General features: G+C 57.2%; 15 protein-coding genes. 3 read left to right on the top strand and 12 right to left on the bottom strand.

The window, feature by feature from the left end:
- Window positions 1-243: 243 nt before the first annotated feature.
- Genes FJQ55_RS22470 through FJQ55_RS22490 form a run of 5 tightly spaced genes read right to left on the bottom strand, consistent with a single transcriptional unit; the run spans window position 244 to window position 5,453 of the window.
- Window positions 244-1,008, bottom strand: coding sequence for an ABC transporter ATP-binding protein (locus FJQ55_RS22470; protein ID WP_140832281.1), 765 nt, complete (start codon window positions 1,006-1,008; stop codon window positions 244-246).
- Window positions 1,008-1,850 (bottom strand): ABC transporter ATP-binding protein, encoded by an 843-nt coding sequence (locus tag FJQ55_RS22475; protein ID WP_208758262.1) that lies wholly within the window; start codon window positions 1,848-1,850, stop codon window positions 1,008-1,010. Before FJQ55_RS22475 ends, FJQ55_RS22470 begins: the two co-directional genes overlap by 1 nt.
- A 1-nt stretch (window position 1,851) precedes the next feature.
- Window positions 1,852-2,766 carry an ABC transporter permease gene (locus FJQ55_RS22480; RefSeq protein WP_140832286.1) on the bottom strand — a complete coding sequence of 305 codons (915 nt, stop codon included), beginning with the start codon at window positions 2,764-2,766 and terminating at the stop codon, window positions 1,852-1,854.
- A gap of 5 nt (window positions 2,767-2,771) precedes the next feature.
- Window positions 2,772-3,833 (bottom strand): ABC transporter permease, encoded by a 1,062-nt coding sequence (locus tag FJQ55_RS22485; protein ID WP_167507785.1) that lies wholly within the window; start codon window positions 3,831-3,833, stop codon window positions 2,772-2,774.
- A 24-nt stretch (window positions 3,834-3,857) separates the two neighbouring features.
- The gene (locus FJQ55_RS22490) at window positions 3,858-5,453 is read right to left on the bottom strand and encodes an ABC transporter substrate-binding protein (RefSeq protein ID WP_140832288.1); all 1,596 of its coding nucleotides are present in this window, start codon (window positions 5,451-5,453) and stop codon (window positions 3,858-3,860) included.
- Between the two features lie 126 nt (window positions 5,454-5,579).
- Here FJQ55_RS22490 and FJQ55_RS22495 point away from each other — a divergent pair, with 126 nt between their 5' ends.
- The 3 genes from FJQ55_RS22495 to FJQ55_RS22505 are packed head-to-tail and all read left to right on the top strand — an operon-like array spanning window position 5,580 to window position 8,364.
- A complete protein-coding gene (locus FJQ55_RS22495; protein ID WP_208758260.1) occupies window positions 5,580-6,290 on the top strand; it encodes a GntR family transcriptional regulator in 711 nt (236 codons plus the stop codon).
- A 1-nt stretch (window position 6,291) separates the two neighbouring features.
- Window positions 6,292-7,212 (top strand): dihydrodipicolinate synthase family protein, encoded by a 921-nt coding sequence (locus FJQ55_RS22500; RefSeq protein WP_140832291.1) that lies wholly within the window; start codon window positions 6,292-6,294, stop codon window positions 7,210-7,212.
- Between the two features lie 12 nt (window positions 7,213-7,224).
- Entirely contained in the window at window positions 7,225-8,364 is a 1,140-nt protein-coding gene (locus FJQ55_RS22505) for a mandelate racemase/muconate lactonizing enzyme family protein (protein WP_140832293.1), read from the top strand.
- 569 nt (window positions 8,365-8,933) lie between these two features.
- Here the strand turns inward: FJQ55_RS22505 and FJQ55_RS22515 are convergent.
- From FJQ55_RS22515 to FJQ55_RS22545, 7 genes are read right to left on the bottom strand one after another with little or no spacing between them, the layout of a single operon-like run.
- Window positions 8,934-9,521: a hypothetical protein gene (locus FJQ55_RS22515; protein ID WP_140832295.1), complete on the bottom strand. Its 588-nt coding sequence runs from the start codon at window positions 9,519-9,521 to the stop codon at window positions 8,934-8,936.
- Window positions 9,514-10,206, bottom strand: a complete 693-nt coding sequence (locus FJQ55_RS22520) for a hypothetical protein (RefSeq protein ID WP_140832298.1) — start codon at window positions 10,204-10,206, stop codon at window positions 9,514-9,516. The genes FJQ55_RS22515 and FJQ55_RS22520 overlap by 8 nt, the downstream gene beginning before the upstream one ends.
- Before the next feature lie 19 nt (window positions 10,207-10,225).
- On the bottom strand, window positions 10,226-11,215 hold the full coding sequence (locus FJQ55_RS22525; protein WP_140832301.1) for a carbohydrate kinase family protein: 990 nt from the start codon (window positions 11,213-11,215) through the stop codon (window positions 10,226-10,228).
- Window positions 11,215-12,258, bottom strand: a complete 1,044-nt coding sequence (locus tag FJQ55_RS22530) for an ABC transporter ATP-binding protein (protein ID WP_140832303.1) — start codon at window positions 12,256-12,258, stop codon at window positions 11,215-11,217. The genes FJQ55_RS22525 and FJQ55_RS22530 overlap by 1 nt, the downstream gene beginning before the upstream one ends.
- Before the next feature lie 4 nt (window positions 12,259-12,262).
- Complete coding sequence (locus FJQ55_RS22535) at window positions 12,263-13,105, bottom strand: carbohydrate ABC transporter permease (protein WP_140832306.1); 843 nt, start codon at window positions 13,103-13,105, stop codon at window positions 12,263-12,265.
- Window position 13,106: 1 nt separating this feature from the next.
- A complete protein-coding gene (locus tag FJQ55_RS22540) occupies window positions 13,107-14,048 on the bottom strand; it encodes a carbohydrate ABC transporter permease (RefSeq protein WP_140832308.1) in 942 nt (313 codons plus the stop codon).
- 2 nt (window positions 14,049-14,050) lie between these two features.
- A complete protein-coding gene (locus tag FJQ55_RS22545) occupies window positions 14,051-15,607 on the bottom strand; it encodes an ABC transporter substrate-binding protein (RefSeq protein ID WP_140832310.1) in 1,557 nt (518 codons plus the stop codon).
- Window positions 15,608-15,621: the final 14 nt, after the last annotated feature.

The following is a 15,621-nucleotide window of genomic DNA, read 5'->3' on the forward strand; positions in this document are numbered from 1 at the left end:
CGGGTTGGTGACGTAGCGCTGGTAGTCCTCCATCAAAATCGAACCGCCCAACAAAGTTCCCGACGACCAGACTCAGAACATATTAGGAACGTTGACCATGTTGCAAGCGAAGCTTTTTATCATTTGTAATCAAGGCCTTCATTAGGCCGATGTATGGGTCGAAGGTTCGAAACCCTTCAAGGCGACGCCAACTAGCCGCATTCGTCCACAACCCTTCGATGCCAACCACTTTGACGCGAGGAGCTAATCCTTTCGAGCGGCCATATATCCCCGGCTCCCGTCCCGAAGCATGCGCGTATAGGGATGCGCTATCCTGCCGTCGACAAGCTGCTGCTTGTCGGCAATTTCCACAAAGGTCCCGTGCTGCATGACGGCGACATGATCGCAAAGATGGGCGACTACCGCGAGGTCGTGGCTGACCAGGACATAAGTCAGTTTCTCTCGTTCGCGAAGATCCTTAAGCAGGTTCAGGATTTCGGCCTGGATGGAGACGTCGAGCGCGGAGGTCGGCTCGTCCAAAAGCAGAATGCGCGGCTTGAGGATCAGGGCCCGGGCAATGGCCACACGCTGGCGCTGCCCGCCGGACAGCTGGTGCGGGAAGCGATAGCGGAAGGCAACAGGCAGGCCGACATCGGTCAGGGCCTTCTCGATCCGCTCCTGCCTCTCGCCTATCCCGTGGATCTCCAAGGGCTCGAGCAATGTCCGGCCAATCGTGTGGCGCGGATGAATCGAGCCGAACGGGTCCTGGAAGACCATCTGCTGGCGGGCGAGCTGTGCCTTGCTGCGCTTGGCACCGATCGCTTCGCCTGAAATCCGCATGCTGCCGGTCCACTGCCTGTTGCGCCCGGCAAGCGCGCCCAGAATGGTCGACTTGCCGCAGCCGCTTTCGCCAACAAGGCCAAAGCTCTCGCCCTCGGCGACCTGAAAGGTCACGCCATTGACGATCTGCACGGCAGTCTCGCCTTTGCCGTAAGAGACGGTCAGGTTTTCGATATCGATCATGGCCATCAGTGTGCCTCCAGCCAGGCCGGGTCGCGGCTCAACACTTCCAGCCGGTCGCGGGGGCGATCAAGGCTTGGCAGCGCATTGAGCAGGCCCTGGGTATAGGGGTGCTTTGCATTGTTGAGATCGCGCGCCGCGATCGTTTCGACGATCCGCCCCGCATACATGATGATGACCCGGTCACAGAAACTGCTGACGAGGTTGAGGTCGTGCGAGATGAAGACCAGACCAATATTGCGCTCGACGACGAGGTCGTCGAGGATCGACAGCACTTCCTGGCGCACGGTCACGTCCAGCGCCGATGTCGGCTCGTCGGCAATGATCAGGGAGGGTGAGGCGATCAGCATCATCGAGATCATGATGCGTTGACCCATGCCGCCGGAGACTTCGTGCGGATAGAGGTCAAAGACGCGCTGCGGATCGCGGATCTTTACGCGTTCCAGCATGGCAAGCGTGCGCTCGCGGGCTGCGCGCTTTGAAACCTTCTCGTGCAGCAGCACGGTTTCGGCGATCTGCTCGCCAATGCTCATGACCGGATTGAGCGAGTATTTTGGGTCCTGCAGGATCATCGCCATGCGCCGTCCCCGCACGGCCAGCATGTCGTGCTCGCTGGCCTTCAGGAGATCGATGTCCTCGAACTGCATGCGGTCGGCCCGAACGATCGCCTTGGGTGGCTGCAACCCCATCAGGGCGCGTCCGGTCGTGCTCTTGCCCGAGCCGGACTCGCCGATGATGCCGACTTTCTCGCGTCCGACGGAGAAGGAAACGTCGCGTACGGCGGTCACGACTCCGGAGAGGGTGGGAAACTTGACCGACATGTTCTCGACGGTCAGAATGGGGTTCGACATCTCATGCATTGCGCGGATCCAAAATGTCTCTGAGCCCATCGCCCAGCAGATTGAAGGCGAGGCTCACCGCCAGGATGGCGATGCCGGGAATGGTGGTCAGCCACCAGGCGTCGAGGAGGTACTGGCGGCCGGAGGCTGCCATGGCACCCCATTCCGCCATCGGCGGCTGAGCGCCGAGCCCGAGGAAGCCGAGGCCGGCTGCCGTCAGAATGATGCTCGACATGTTGAGCGTTAGGCGCACGATGATCGAGGGCGCGCAAAGCGGCACTATATGGCGCCGCAGGATGCGTAGCATGCTGGCCCCCTGCAGTTCAGCGGCAATAACGAAATCGGCATTGCGGAAGGTCAGCGTTTCGGCACGTGCTAGGCGCGCGACCGGCGGCCAGACGGTGAGCGCAATGGCAATCACGGCATTCTCGATGCCGGGGCCAAGGCTGGCGGAGAACGCAAGCGCCAGAACGAGGCTTGGAAAGGACAGGAAGATGTCGGTGATGCGCATCAGCACCGTGTCCACCCATCCACCGAGATAACCCGCCGTTGCCCCGACGACGAAGCCGATGGGGGCGACGATCACAGTCACGAGAATGCTGATATAGAGCGTGGTTCGCGCACCGTAGATCAGGCGCGTATAGACGTCGCGGCCGAACTCATCCGTGCCGAACCAGTGCTGCCAGGATGGCGCCTGCAATGCGAGCGCCAGATCCTGGGCGAAGGGATCATAGGCAGTGATGAGGGGCGCAAGGCTCGCAACCACGATCAGCAGCACGACGATAGCAAGGCCAAGCAGGGCGAGGGGGTTGGCGACAAGGCTGAGCCAGCCGACATAGTAACTATGCAGCCTCGCCTGGCGGGTCGAGGTGAAGTCCTCGCTGATCAGCCAGTGGTGCAGGTTGGAAAGGGACCCGAAAATTGTCATGGCTATTAGCGCGTCCTTGGGTCAATGAAGCGGTAAACGATATCGGACAGGAGGTTGATGGCGATGGAGATCATTCCGATCAAGAGCACGCTGCCGAGTACGGAGTTCATGTCCGCGAAGAACAGGGCGGACGTCAGATACTGGCCAAGGCCCGGCCAGGCGAAGACGGTCTCGATCAGGACGGTGCCGTCGAGCAGGCCGCAATAGGCGAGCGCAACCACGGTCAGCAACTGGACGCGGATGTTGCGGAAGGCATGGCGCCAGACGACGGAACGCTGGCTGAGACCCTTGGCGCGGGCGGTCAGGATATACTCCTGGCGCAACTGTTCCAGCATGAAGCTGCGGCTCATACGGCTGAGATAGGCCATCGCCGCATAACCGAGGATTAGGGCAGGGGCGGCGAGGTGGTGGAGCGCGCTCCACAGGACGTCCCATTCGCGGGCAATGATGGAATCGACGATCAGCGAACCGGTTGGTCCCTCGACAAGGCCTTCATTGTAGATGTCGATGCGCCCGCCGCCGGGAATGAGGCCGAATTTGGCGTAGAAAACGAGGATGACGATGGTGCCGAGCCAGAAGATCGGCGTGGAATAGCCGAGAAGTCCGACGACGCGACCGAGATGATCGACCCATGTGCCCTTGCGCACGGCAGAGATGACACCGAGCGGCACGCCGAAACCGGCGCCGATCAGGGTTGCCAGCGTGGCAAGCTCGATGGTGGCCGGAAACACCCGTGCCAGATCACTGGAAACGGCATTCTTGGTGATGTGCGACTGGCCGAAGTCGAGGTGGACAATATTGCTGAGATAGGTCCCGAACTGCACCAGGATCGGCTGGTCCAGGCCCATTTCCTTGTAGACGCGCTCATAGGTCGCCTGGTCCGCCTGATCGCCGATTGCGGCAATGACCGGGTCGGCCGGCACGAGGCGGCCGATTGCAAAAGTGATGACGAGCAGGCCAAGCAGCGTCGTCAGGATCACGGCGAAGGAGGTGGCGATCTTTCTGGCACCGGACAGCAGTTTTCTGCTGCCCGGCGCCTTGGCCACGGTCGTCTGGGAGGTGGTCAAGTTTGGCGTCCTTTGCGAAGCCGATTATTCGCCTTTGGTCACGGTGTCCCAGCGGGTCAGCCAGGTCGAGTGGCCCTGATAACCCTTGACGGCGTTGCGGACCGCCTTGGCATCCGTGCGCTGGAAGGAGGTGATCAGGGGCGAGGATGCTTCCAGATAGGCCCGGTTGATCTTGGTGTAGATCTCTGTGCGCTTGGCCTGGTCCGTCTCGTGGGCTGCCGCCTGGACCATGTCCTGAATGTCCTTCGGAACATCCCAGGCCGATCGCCAGGCGAGAAGACCCGTGAGCTTGGCTTCGTCCGCATTGTTGGCATTCGTCGCATACGAGGCGAGGACGGCATGCGGATCGGGCAGACGCTCGCCCGAGCGGGCGGAGAAGATCTCGAAGGCGCGCTCGCGGAACTTGCCGATATAGTCGCCGCCCTGGAGGTCGAGTTTGATGCCCGCCTTGGCCGCATTGGCCTGCAGGGCCTGCGCGACCTCGTATTCGGGCGTCACGGGCGTTGCATAGTAGACCTTGGAGAAGCCATCCGGGTAGCCGGCCTCGGTCAGAAGCTGCTTGGCCTTCTCGATGTCGAGCTTGTAGGGATTGTCCTCGATCGCGCCCGGCAAGCCGGCCGGAATGATGCTCTGCTGCTTGATGCCGTAATATTTCATCACGGTTGCAGACAGGCCATCATAGTCGATCAGGTAGCGGAAGGCCTCGCGCACCTTGGGATTGGAGAGGATCTCGTCCTTCTGGTTCAGCGCGACATAGTAGAAGCCGAAGCCCGGCGTCTTCTGGATTGTCACGTCGCCCGAGGCGTCGAGTGCCGCAAGGTCGGTGGAGGAAAGCCGGGTCGCGACATCCATGTCGCCGGCTTCGAGCTGCAGGCGCTGGGCAGACGATTCCGGAAGGTGGCGCATCAGCACGCGGCGCATGGCCGGCTCGCCCTGCCAATAGCCGGCAAAGGCTTCGGCAATCAGCATTTCATTGGCGCGCCAGGTGCGCAGCGAATAGGGGCCTGAACCCGCATCCGCCGTCTGCAGGAATTCGCGTCCGAAATCGCCATCCTTGTTCTTGTCGGCAAGGAAGGCGCTGTCGAGGATCGATGTCGAGAAGCTGGCGAGCGACAGCAGGATCAGGTTGGAATTCCAAACTTCGGGCGTCTCGACGACAACGGTCTGGTCATCCGTCGCGCGGATCAGGCTGTCGACGTTCTCGGCGGAGAAACCCCATTGGCGCAGGTCGGTGGAGGGCGCAAGGCCAAGCTTGACCAGGCGCTGCAGCGACCAGGCCACATCCTTGGCGGTCAGCGGATTGCCGGAATGGAAGGTCACGCCCTGGCGGATCTTGAAGGTGAAGGTCTTGCCGTCTTCCGAAATGGTCCAGCTTTCGGCGAGGCCCGGCTGCGGCTCGGTGATCTTGTCTGCGGCAAGCGTGATCATCCGCTCATAAAGATTGGCGACCACTTCTGCGGATTCGAGCTGGTTCAGTTCGTGCGGATCGAGCCCTCGCATGGAGGACATGTTGACGGCGATGACGAGCTGGTCTTTCGGCGTCTCTGCGGTGGCGGCAACGGGCATGGCCGCGGCAATCGCAAGGGCGCTGGCAATGGTCATGAACTGGCGTCTTAGCATGGGTTTCCCTCCTGTGAGGCTCCTCAACCTCATCACATGTCCTCACAAATTTCATATCGACAATGATGTGAAATCTGGTATATCAGATCTCACATCAAGATTTGCTCGTCAACAGGAATTTGCGAAATGGTGCAGCAGCTCAATCAGACGGACCCCGGCGGACGGATCGCAAAACTAGATCCGTCGGTCCAGATAACGGTGCGGGACCACGTCCACCGGATACTGCGGGCAGCAATTATCGGTGGCAAATTTGCGCCTGATGAAAAGATCAATGAACGCCAGCTCGCCGAACAGTTTGGGGTGAGCACGACACCGATCAAAGAGGCTCTGCGGCAACTAGAGTCAGAAGGACTGGTTCAGACGCTGCCGCGGCGCGGCGTGATTATCCGCTTCAACATGGGCTGGGCAGAAGAGATGATCTTGGCCCGTGCAGCGCTTGAATCAATGATCGGGCACCTGGCAGCGAAACGCGTCTCCGACGATGCTTGCCAAGCCCTGCAGGCCACGGTTCGCCTAATGGAAACGGCAACCATTTCTGGTAATGCCGACGAACTCATCGCCCTTAACGAAACTTTTCACGAGCAAATTCACCGCGCCTCGCGCTGCGAATATCTGGCTCGTCTGATCGAGCGCCAGCAATTTTACGACGCCAGTATTCGTCGGGTGATTCATTCAGATCCTGCAGAGCGAGAGCGGGCCCTTGGGGAGCATAGGGCCATTGCTGAGGCCATTGTTGAGAGGAATCCCGATCGCGCGGAACGTAGCATGCGGGATCACGTCGTGCGTTCCGGTGACATCTACCTGGCAATTGTATTTGGTAAGAAAGAGGACATTTAACGTGAGTGACAAACTTGAAGCCGTCCGGAATGCGCTGACCGGGATTTCCGGGGTCCCGGTGACACCCTACAATACGGACGGGAGCGTCGACACGGTGAAGCTTGAATTACTCATCAGGCAGATGGCGGCGGCCAAGGTTCACAATCTGATGGCTGCTGGCAATACCGGAGAATTTTTCACCCTCACGCTTGAGGAGATCCGTCTGGTTCATCGCGCCACTATTAGCGCGGCCCAGGGCGAGGCGCTCGTCAGTGCTGCAGTTGGTCGCTCGCTGAGTGACGCTAAGTCGCTTGCCAGTGACGCGATAGAAGCTGGAGCAGATGCGATCATGGGCCATCATCCGATGGACCCGTTCGCAGGCCCATCCTTCCAGGCGCGCTATTTTTTGGAACTCGCCGATTTCTGCACTGTACCGGTAATTGCCTATGTTCGCAGCGATGGCCTGTCTGTCAGCGATTTCCGCCAGATGGCCCTTCATCCGAATATCGCCGGCATCAAGTTTGCCTCACCAAATCTCATGCTGCTCGCAGAGGTCATTCGTTCGACGCAAGACGCGCCGGCGATCTGGGTTTGCGGCCTGGCCGAAGGTTGGGCACCCGCATTCTACGCGACAGGCGCACGCGGTTTCACTTCCGGCTTGGTCAATGTCTTTCCAGAGCGCTCTCACGCCATCCATGACGCATTGGAGAGTGGTGACTACGCGAGGGCGAGAACATTGATCGACGGCATTGCCGACTTCGAGGCGCTACGCACCAAATACAACAACGGTGCCAACGTGACGGTGGTCAAGGAGGCGCTCGGCATGCTCGGGATGGAAGTCGGTCCAGTTCGTATTCCTGGTGTGGTTGCCCTCAACAACGAGGAGCGACGGATCCTGCGCGGTGTGGTCGATCGTGTAACCGCTGAAGCGCGCGCGGCCTGACGGAGAACGAATTTGTATATCACCGGTTTTAAGACATACATGCAACGGGTCGACGATCGTCCCCGTCTGCTGTTGAAAATCGAGACAAGCGAAGGGATCGACGGCTGGGGCGAGTGCTACAACCACGGGCCTGACTGGGCCCTGCCACCGCTGTTCGACTATCTATTTCACCAGATCGACGGCGAAGACCCGCGACGGGTCGAGTTTCTTGTTCTGAAGCTCAACCAGCAATGCCGATTTCCGCCCGGTGCGATGGGACTTGCGGCAATTTCTGCAATCGATCATGCTCTTTGGGATATCGCGGGCAAGGCGGCGGGTCTGCCGGTTTACATGTTGCTTGGCGGCAATGTCCGTGACCGAGTCCGCGTCTACTGTGGTGTCTACACGGCCCCGGATGCCGAGCATGCCAAGGATGAAACCCAGCGGCTTCACGAAGAATACGGCTATACAGCATTTAAACTGAGCCCCTATCGCCGGGATCTGCACTCGGGTCGTTGGGGCGAATTGGTCAAGGAAACGGGAGACTGGTTTGCACGCATACGTGAAATTACCCCGTCCAATTTCGAATTTGCCTTCGACGCCCATGCTAAAATCTTCGAGCCTTATCAGGCAGTGCAGCTTGCAGCAGCCATAGCGCCCAGCGACCCGTACTTCTATGAAGAGCCAATCCGTCCAGAACATATTCCCGCCTGGGCGGAACTGAAATCGAAGATCACGGTGCCTTTGGCAACGGGGGAATCCCTCTATAACCGCTTTGAATTCCTGTCGCTCCTGACCGCGCGGGGTGCAGACATCATTCAGCCGGACATCTGCGTGGTCGGCGGTGTTTCGGAAATGCGCCGGATCGCGACGCTCGCCGAAGCCCACTATGTCACGGTCGCCCCGCACAATCCGATGGGGCCGCTTGCAACTGCCGTGAATGTGCATTTCTGCGCTGCTCAGCCAAATTTCAAGGTGCTTGAGTTCAAACCGCATGGGCATGCGCCGTGGGCCGTCGATCCATACATCCCAGTGGATGGTCACATGGAGCTGCGGCCGGATCAGCCGGGCTGGGGGATCGAGATCGACGAAAAGGTGCTCCAGAGCGAGGACTACATCCACTGGGAGCGCAAGGTCACGCGTAAGCCAGATGGATCTACCGCCTATCCCTAGAGCGGGGCATCCGTGTATGAGAATTGTCGAGGCTTTGCGGCACCAAAGCGGTTTCTGACTCGCAACCTGCTTGACAGCTAGTTGGAGGTAGAGGGTCTCTGTGAGCGCACTCTGCGCTTAGCGAAAGACGTGGCTGGCAGTAGGTTCGGCTCGTTTTAAGCGGAGGCTGTGGCAGTCTCGCTCCTGCTTTACTGGTGCTGCTCGGCGATCGACCGTCTCCTCTGATCGTAAGATTCAAACATCGAGAATAGAGATTACGATCATAGTTCACGCCCGTCGGCCTTGCCCGCGATCAAGGTGAAGCTGGTCGGCATGCACGGCGCAGGCGATGAGCTCACCGGTGTTGTCGCCGCCGAACTTGCTAAGAGCAGCGCGATTGCTGTTGCGCTCGCTACTGCAAATGAGGCTGCGGCGAAACTTTTAAGCGCAGTGCGGCCGGAACCGGATTAAGCACCACACGCCCGAAGCATGCACTGGTTGATTTTGGCGGCGCATGTTCTCGTTGGCGCGTTAATTATCAGATGGCTCGCCGCATGTCGCATAATCAGATCGGAGCCTTAGTGTTGTTTTTAGGCTGCGCCCTTGTTTCTCACCTTGAAATTTGCAGGACTCCACCAGTTGGGTTCCTGACCAAGCAAAAGTTGAAAGAACCCTGCGGCATAGGCAGTTTCCTGGTGCGCATTCTCCTTAAACGACCACCAACTGCGGAGGTCGTCGAGGGTTGCGTTTACCTGTACTTCGGAATGAAATTCTTGCTCCATCGTCGCCGCATAAACGACGAGACAAAAAGTGGTAACGACGTAACCCTCGGGCCAAAATGCTTCTACAGAACTATCGTCGTTCAGGTACGAATGATTTGTAGCCTTTATCGGAATGTCTGCGATAAACTCGTTCAACATTAGCGAAGGCGCAAACTTGATAAAGTCCTCACGTTCTGCCTTGTCACCCGGTCTTTGAACAGAAATTGCATCCAGCCATCGAAGAAAACAAGCAGCAAGCTTCTCATCGTCAATTAGAAATTGAACGCCTCTTAGCTCGGAAAAAATCTCGGTATACTGGTAGAACGCCTCTTTGAACCAACGAAATTGCCGAGCTGCAATTCGGATTGGTTGATTCGAACGAGGCAACGTCGCCAAAGCTTTCGCCAGATCAAACATGAGCACAAAACTTTTCCAACAGCGCCAGCGTCTGCTGGAGGTCCTCCCTGGTCAAAGCCTGAATAACGGTTTCTCTGCGAGCCAGGACAAGTTCCGCAGCGGAATAGGCAACTTCGATCCGCTCGTGCGGTTTCGTGTCCACAAGCATGGCAACCATTGTTGCGAATGCAGCGACACGCTGAAGATCGTGACATGGAATGTCTGGTCGACGTTTGGAAATGCTGGTTAAGGTACCTTCCAGCCTTGCGATGCCGATCAGAAGATGAGCGGCGTAACTGAGAATTCCTTCAGATCGATCTGCTTTGGTAAACGCTTCTTCCAAACCTCGTTGGCTCATGAAGACATCTTCCACGCCATACCGTTCCAGAACCACCTTGATCAAACGGTAATACGAGTCCGAGAATGCGTAAGCAGAGTTTGTTGCCTCCAGCGCGTCCGACAGCCCCATTAATTGACGAGAACTGACGCCCAGCATCGTCCGAGCAATTTTGTTAAATCTGCCCTCCACGCTTTTCGCAATCGTCTCGAGTTCACCTAACGCGGATACGGCGATACTCGACGCAGGTGACGGAAGGTGTCGGGGAGCGTTTTCTTTTAAGGCCTCATGTCCGCGTCGCGCAGCAAAGCGGATGCCTCTGAGGGCGTCCTTGATGTACACTGTGTTCTCACCAAGATGGTGGCGCATGTCCAGAAACATCCCTCCGCTAAGCAGACGCTACCAAACTTGATGCCATGGAAGCCGAGTACCGGCGAGGCGTGACGTCAATGAATCTGCTGGTCGACTCATAGTCTACCACACCGGCCTGACTCCCCAAACCGGTAGCATTGAGTGCTGACGATGCTTGGCCCAATTCAACCGCATCCCGTGCCGACAGACCCTTGACCAGGCCGCTCGCAAAGCCCCCATTGAAGCAGTCGCCGCAGCCGCATGTACATTTCACTTCCACCTGGAACGCTGGAGAGTGAAATTCCAACCCCGATCGATCATGATAGTAAACCCCATCGGCGCCAAGTGTCAGTATGACGCATCCCGCTCCTCTGTCTAACAGAAAGTCGGCCAAGTCCTTGTTCTCTTTCAGTCCGGACAGAGCCTTGGCCTCTTCTTCCGAAGGCAGGAAATAATCCGTGAATGGCAATAGGGCTTCTACTTTCGGCAAGTCCTGTGGAGTGGAAGCGAAGACGTCCAAAGTCGTGATGACACCGCGTCTGCGAGCCTCCGACATGATTTCCCTTGTCCGCCCAGTATCATCCATACGGTTCATCAGGCCCACACCGCCAACGTGCAAGATCTTTGTATCCAGCAAGCTATCAACGTCCGAGTCTGCCACGTAGAAGGCGTCAGTTGCACCACGTTTGTGCAAGGCAGGCCGGCTACCGTCCGGCCTCGTCGTCACAATCGATGACGACGTGGAATAGCCTTCAAATCGTTGCATCATGCTGACGTCGATGCCATACGATTTCAGCTTCATTCGAACCCAGTCGCCCATGTCGTCGTAACCGACGCCGCCAACTGCCTGAACCCGCAGCCCGTATTTCGCTGCAATTATCGCTGCAGAACCCGCGGCCCCGGATACCGCTAGCGTATAGTCTTCCACAAATAGTGTCTGTCCACCAGGAGGTATATCAGTGACCGGTCTGCAAAGAGCATCGAAGGTGTAAAAACCGACGCAGCTAAAATCGAAAGATGTTGACATTAGCCCTCTCTCACTCGCATTCCGTCTTGTCCGAAGAAGTAGAGGCGATTTTGATCGAAACCAATCTGAATTGAACTATCGATTGGTGCCCGGAAATCGCGCGCGGCTTTCACTTCGATATGCTTGTCACCGGTGCGTACCGTCAAATACGTGATGTCGCCTGTAGGCTCGACTCCGTACACCGTGCCACGCAGCTCGGTGCCATCGATTTTGCAGTCTTCTGGCCGGATACCCAGGGTTATGGGGCCGGAAAGCGAAGAAGGACATTTGACGTGGATACCGGGCGCGGAAAAGTTTCCGTCTTGGGCCTTGCCCTCGATCAAGTTCATGGGCGGTGAGCCTATGAAGCCGGCCACGAAAGTGTTGGCGGGATCAGAGTAAATCTCGTCAGGGGTGCCAATTTGCTGGATCACGCCACGGTTCATGATGACGATCCTGTCGGCGAGGGTCATGGCTTCAATCTGATCATGGGTGACGTAGACGGTCGTGATACGGAGATCCCGCTGCATGTGCTTGATCTGCACACGCATGCTCGCCCGCAGTTTTGCGTCGAGGTTCGAAAGAGGCTCATCCATCAAGAACACCTGAGGCTGTCGCACAATCGCGCGTGCGAGTGCGGCTCTCTGCCTCTGCCCCCCGGACATTGCACCCGGTTTTCTATCCAGAAAAGGGCCTAGCTCGACCATTTCTGCCGCCCTGCGTACGCGGCTGTCATGCTCGTCCTTAGGCACCTTGCGCATTCGCAGAGGGAAACGAATGTTTTCGTAGATCGACATGTTCGGGTACAAGGCATAACCCTGAAACACCATGGCGACATCACGGTCACGTGCGTCTATGTCGTTCACGACCATGCCGCCGATGCTTATCTCACCACCCGTCGGATGCTCGAGGCCGGCAATCATCCTCATGGTCGTCGTCTTTCCGCAACCAGAAGGCCCCAAGAGGACCAGAAATTCTTCGTCGGCTATATCTAACGAAACGTCCTTCACCCCGACGAATGAACCGAAGCTCTTTTCGACGTTTTTCAGCTGGATAGATGCCATGTGTTTATCCTTTCACGGCGCCCATGGTCAGTCCACGCGACAGGTGCTTCTGGATCAGGACCACAAGGATCAAAATAGGAGCGAAGGCGAGGAACGATACGAGCGCGATTGCGTTGTAGATGACCCCGTCCGAACCGCCGGTGAAGTTGGCGAGCGCGACCGACATGGTATAGGCTTTGGAGGTCGACGCGATGAGCAGGGTGAACAAAAATTCGTTGATTGCGAAGATCGCGGCGATAACGGCGGCCGTAATAATGCCTGGAAGACAAGCTGGGATGATTATTTCCCACAGTATTGTCATGTCGCCGGCACCGTCGGTCCGAGCCGCGTCTTCGAGTTCCTTAGGAATATCCAGCATGTAGCTGCGAATAATCCAAGTTACCAAGCTAAGGTTGATGGCCGCATAGATCAACATAAGCGCCCACACAGAGTCGAGTAGTCCGATATTTTTGAAGAGAAAGAAGATGGGGACCGCTACAATGGCTGGAGCCATCATGCGGGTCGACAGAATGTAGAAGCCTATATCCTCGCGCCCGCGGAATTCGTAACGTGCAAGCGCGTAAGCTGCTGGGATGGCCAGCACGAGGTCAATGACCACCGATCCTGCGACCGCAAGCACGGAGTTTCTCAAGTACAGGGCAATTGGCCAATCGCTGATCAGCAAGCGCCATGCATCGAGGCTCCAAGTGGGCCAGTAAATGGGTTTCGGGACGATGATTTCGGTTCTGGGACGGAACCCAATTGTGAAGAACCATACAATCGGAGCGAGACACACAATCGCCCAAGCACCAAGAACCAGATATCGCAGCAGCAAACTCTCGCCGCCAGATTTTCGAACGCTAGCCATATCAAGATTTCCCGGATCTGAATGCGCGTTTGACGACAGTCTGCGCGACAAAAACAGTGAAGATCAGCATCAACACCGATGCGGCGGAAGCGTATCCAAAGTTGAACATTCTGAAGCCCTGGCGGTAAATAAAGAAACTCATCGTCTCCGTGGCACCGCCTGGAGTCCCCTGGGTCATGATGTAAACGTTGGTGAACATCGTCGTGATGTCGATGCCGCGAAGTGTTACGGCGACTACAATCACTGGGCGCATCATTGGCAGCGAGATGTTCCAGAATATGCTGCTCCAGCTTGCGCCATCCAACCGAGCAGCCTCTTCGATCTCTTCATCTTGACCTTGCAAAGCGCCTACAAAGATAATGAAAAGAAAGGGTGTCCACTGCCAAACATCAGCAACTATCAGAGTTAGACGCGCTAACCAAACTGATGCCAACCAGTCGACGTTGCTAGATACGATTCCAGCAGACATCAACAAGTCGGATATCACGCGGCCATCATTGAAAGCCAACTTCCAGATGAACGCTACTGCGGAGGGCATGAACAGCATTGGCATCAGAAAGATGATGCGCCAGCCGCGCACCAGCGGGTCACGGTAGCAAAAGAATGCGACCGTCATCGCAATGATGGTCTGCAGCGTCAGCGATATACCGCCTATGATTGCAGTGTTGCCCAGCGCTGCCCAGAATTCGCGATCTTGGATGATCCTCACATAATTATCGAGCCCAGCCCAAGTCCATGAGACGAACCTGACGACGAAAAGACTTTGGTATATCGCGAATATCCCCGGATACAGTGTGATGACCAGGAGGTATGCGACCGCCGGTCCCACCAGCAGATAGGGGAACATGGTGCGCGACATAGCAGAACGGGGGCGCAACTTGCGCGAAGCGTTGGAGGCGGCAGAAGCCGCCTCCGGATTGGTTGTCGTTGATGAGTAAGTCATGGTTAGAACGGCAGTGCCTTGCCCTTGCCGACGTACAGCCCAGGTGCTGCATCCGTATAAGCAATGGGCGCGTTTCCACCGGAGAAGCCATTCTTCTCCATGATGCTAATCCAAGCCTTCTGCCCGTTGTCGAGGGCTTCCTTCGCTGATATCTGCCCGGTGACTGCGCGGTTGATTTCGTTGCCCAAGGCTTGCTCCATTTCAAACATGCCTGGAATACGCGGAGCACACCAAGCGTGTTCAAGGCTGTCGGCCCAAACCTTCATCGGCTGGCTTACTGCCTGCAGTCGTTCGTTCGATAGGACGGACCGATAACCCGGAGCAACGCCATTAGCGTTGGCTTCGTTCATTGCCATGATCGACGAAGTGGTAAGGAAGGCCAGCATAAGGAATGCCCCCTCCGGGTTCTGAGAAGTGGCCGCGACGCAAGAGGTCGAACCTGCGATATTCGGCGGAGCAAATACGCCGCCTGAAATTCGGGGTTCATAAATGGTGACGAAATCATCGACAATTTTCGACTGATCCGGGCGCATCGCTTGTGTGCCGCTGTCTTGCCAGCTTACGTTTGCCGCCAATTGTCCACCGAGCCACGCGGCGCGGTTCTCGCCCCATCCTGCGCCCGACACACCTTCAATCGCGTTCTTCTGCAGCGCGAGAATGATGTCCATCGCCTTCATGCCCGCATCACTGGTCAGTTGCGGGTTCCATTCGCTGTCGAACAAGTTAAGGCCGGCTTGCGCTGCGATGTGCTCCCAAGTGTACGTAGCCCAGAAGCCGCGAGCTGCCATTAGGCCAACACCTGCAACGCCACCGCCGAGCTTATTAGCCTCAGCGGTGATGCGGATCAGCTCATCATAGGTCGGCACAGATTGCGCTCGATCGATTGGCCCGCCCAAGATTTTCTCCATGCTCGACTTTCGGAGATGGACCATCTGGATGTCGCAGTCGAACGGAATGCCGACAAGTTTTCCACCGACATAGCCATAGTTGAGGCGGTACGTGTCATAGAAGTCGTCAAGCGGAAGCTTCCATTTCTCCGCGTACTCGGAAAGGTCTGCGAGGAAGCCGGGCGCAGCAAAGTCACCAAGCCACGGAGAGAAGAACTGCAGAGCGTCGAAAGATGCGTTACCAGAAATGAATTCTGAAACCGCCTTGTCATAGAAGCTGTCGTCGGGAATCGGAACAAGTTCAACTTTAATGCCCGACAATTGCTCGAATGGCTTCAGCCCTTCAGCGGCAGACTCCTGGTCTGCCGCACCAACCGCGAACCGAACTACCTTGCCAGCTTGTTCAGAGCGAACTTTTTCCCAATCGACCGTCCGTATCCAATCCTTCGCGGGATCCCACAGCGGATCATCGCTCATGCTGTAGAGCTTACGATAGTCTTCGCGAACGTAGTCTTTGACGGAGATCTTATCCAAAACGGACTGGATATCCGGCAGAGCCGACTGAGCAAATGCTGGTAGCCGAAGTGCGGTAGCGGCGCCCGCGACCAGGCCGACTGACGCGGTATGCCTCAGAAAGCCGCGACGTGACACGCTCGAATCTAAGATTTTCATGATGTACTCCTCCC

This window comes from Rhizobium glycinendophyticum, assembly GCF_006443685.1.
GTDB classification, from domain to species: Bacteria; Pseudomonadota; Alphaproteobacteria; order Rhizobiales; family Rhizobiaceae; genus Allorhizobium; species Allorhizobium glycinendophyticum.

What these genes read in the sequence shown, in the direction of transcription:
- FJQ55_RS22495 (WP_208758260.1), top strand. Translation starts at nt 5,580, where the DNA reads ATGGTGCAGCAGCTCAATCAGACGGACCCCGGCGGACGGATCGCAAAA.
- FJQ55_RS22480 (WP_140832286.1), bottom strand. Translation starts at nt 2,766, where the DNA reads ATGACAATTTTCGGGTCCCTTTCCAACCTGCACCACTGGCTGATCAGC.
- FJQ55_RS22545 (WP_140832310.1), bottom strand. Translation starts at nt 15,607, where the DNA reads ATGAAAATCTTAGATTCGAGCGTGTCACGTCGCGGCTTTCTGAGGCAT.
- FJQ55_RS22525 (WP_140832301.1), bottom strand. Translation starts at nt 11,215, where the DNA reads ATGTCAACATCTTTCGATTTTAGCTGCGTCGGTTTTTACACCTTCGAT.
- FJQ55_RS22470 (WP_140832281.1), bottom strand. Translation starts at nt 1,008, where the DNA reads ATGGCCATGATCGATATCGAAAACCTGACCGTCTCTTACGGCAAAGGC.
- FJQ55_RS22475 (WP_208758262.1), bottom strand. Translation starts at nt 1,850, where the DNA reads ATGTCGAACCCCATTCTGACCGTCGAGAACATGTCGGTCAAGTTTCCC.
- FJQ55_RS22490 (WP_140832288.1), bottom strand. Translation starts at nt 5,453, where the DNA reads ATGCTAAGACGCCAGTTCATGACCATTGCCAGCGCCCTTGCGATTGCC.
- FJQ55_RS22530 (WP_140832303.1), bottom strand. Translation starts at nt 12,258, where the DNA reads ATGGCATCTATCCAGCTGAAAAACGTCGAAAAGAGCTTCGGTTCATTC.
- FJQ55_RS22520 (WP_140832298.1), bottom strand. Translation starts at nt 10,206, where the DNA reads ATGCGCCACCATCTTGGTGAGAACACAGTGTACATCAAGGACGCCCTC.
- FJQ55_RS22535 (WP_140832306.1), bottom strand. Translation starts at nt 13,105, where the DNA reads ATGGCTAGCGTTCGAAAATCTGGCGGCGAGAGTTTGCTGCTGCGATAT.
- FJQ55_RS22540 (WP_140832308.1), bottom strand. Translation starts at nt 14,048, where the DNA reads ATGACTTACTCATCAACGACAACCAATCCGGAGGCGGCTTCTGCCGCC.
- FJQ55_RS22515 (WP_140832295.1), bottom strand. Translation starts at nt 9,521, where the DNA reads ATGTTTGATCTGGCGAAAGCTTTGGCGACGTTGCCTCGTTCGAATCAA.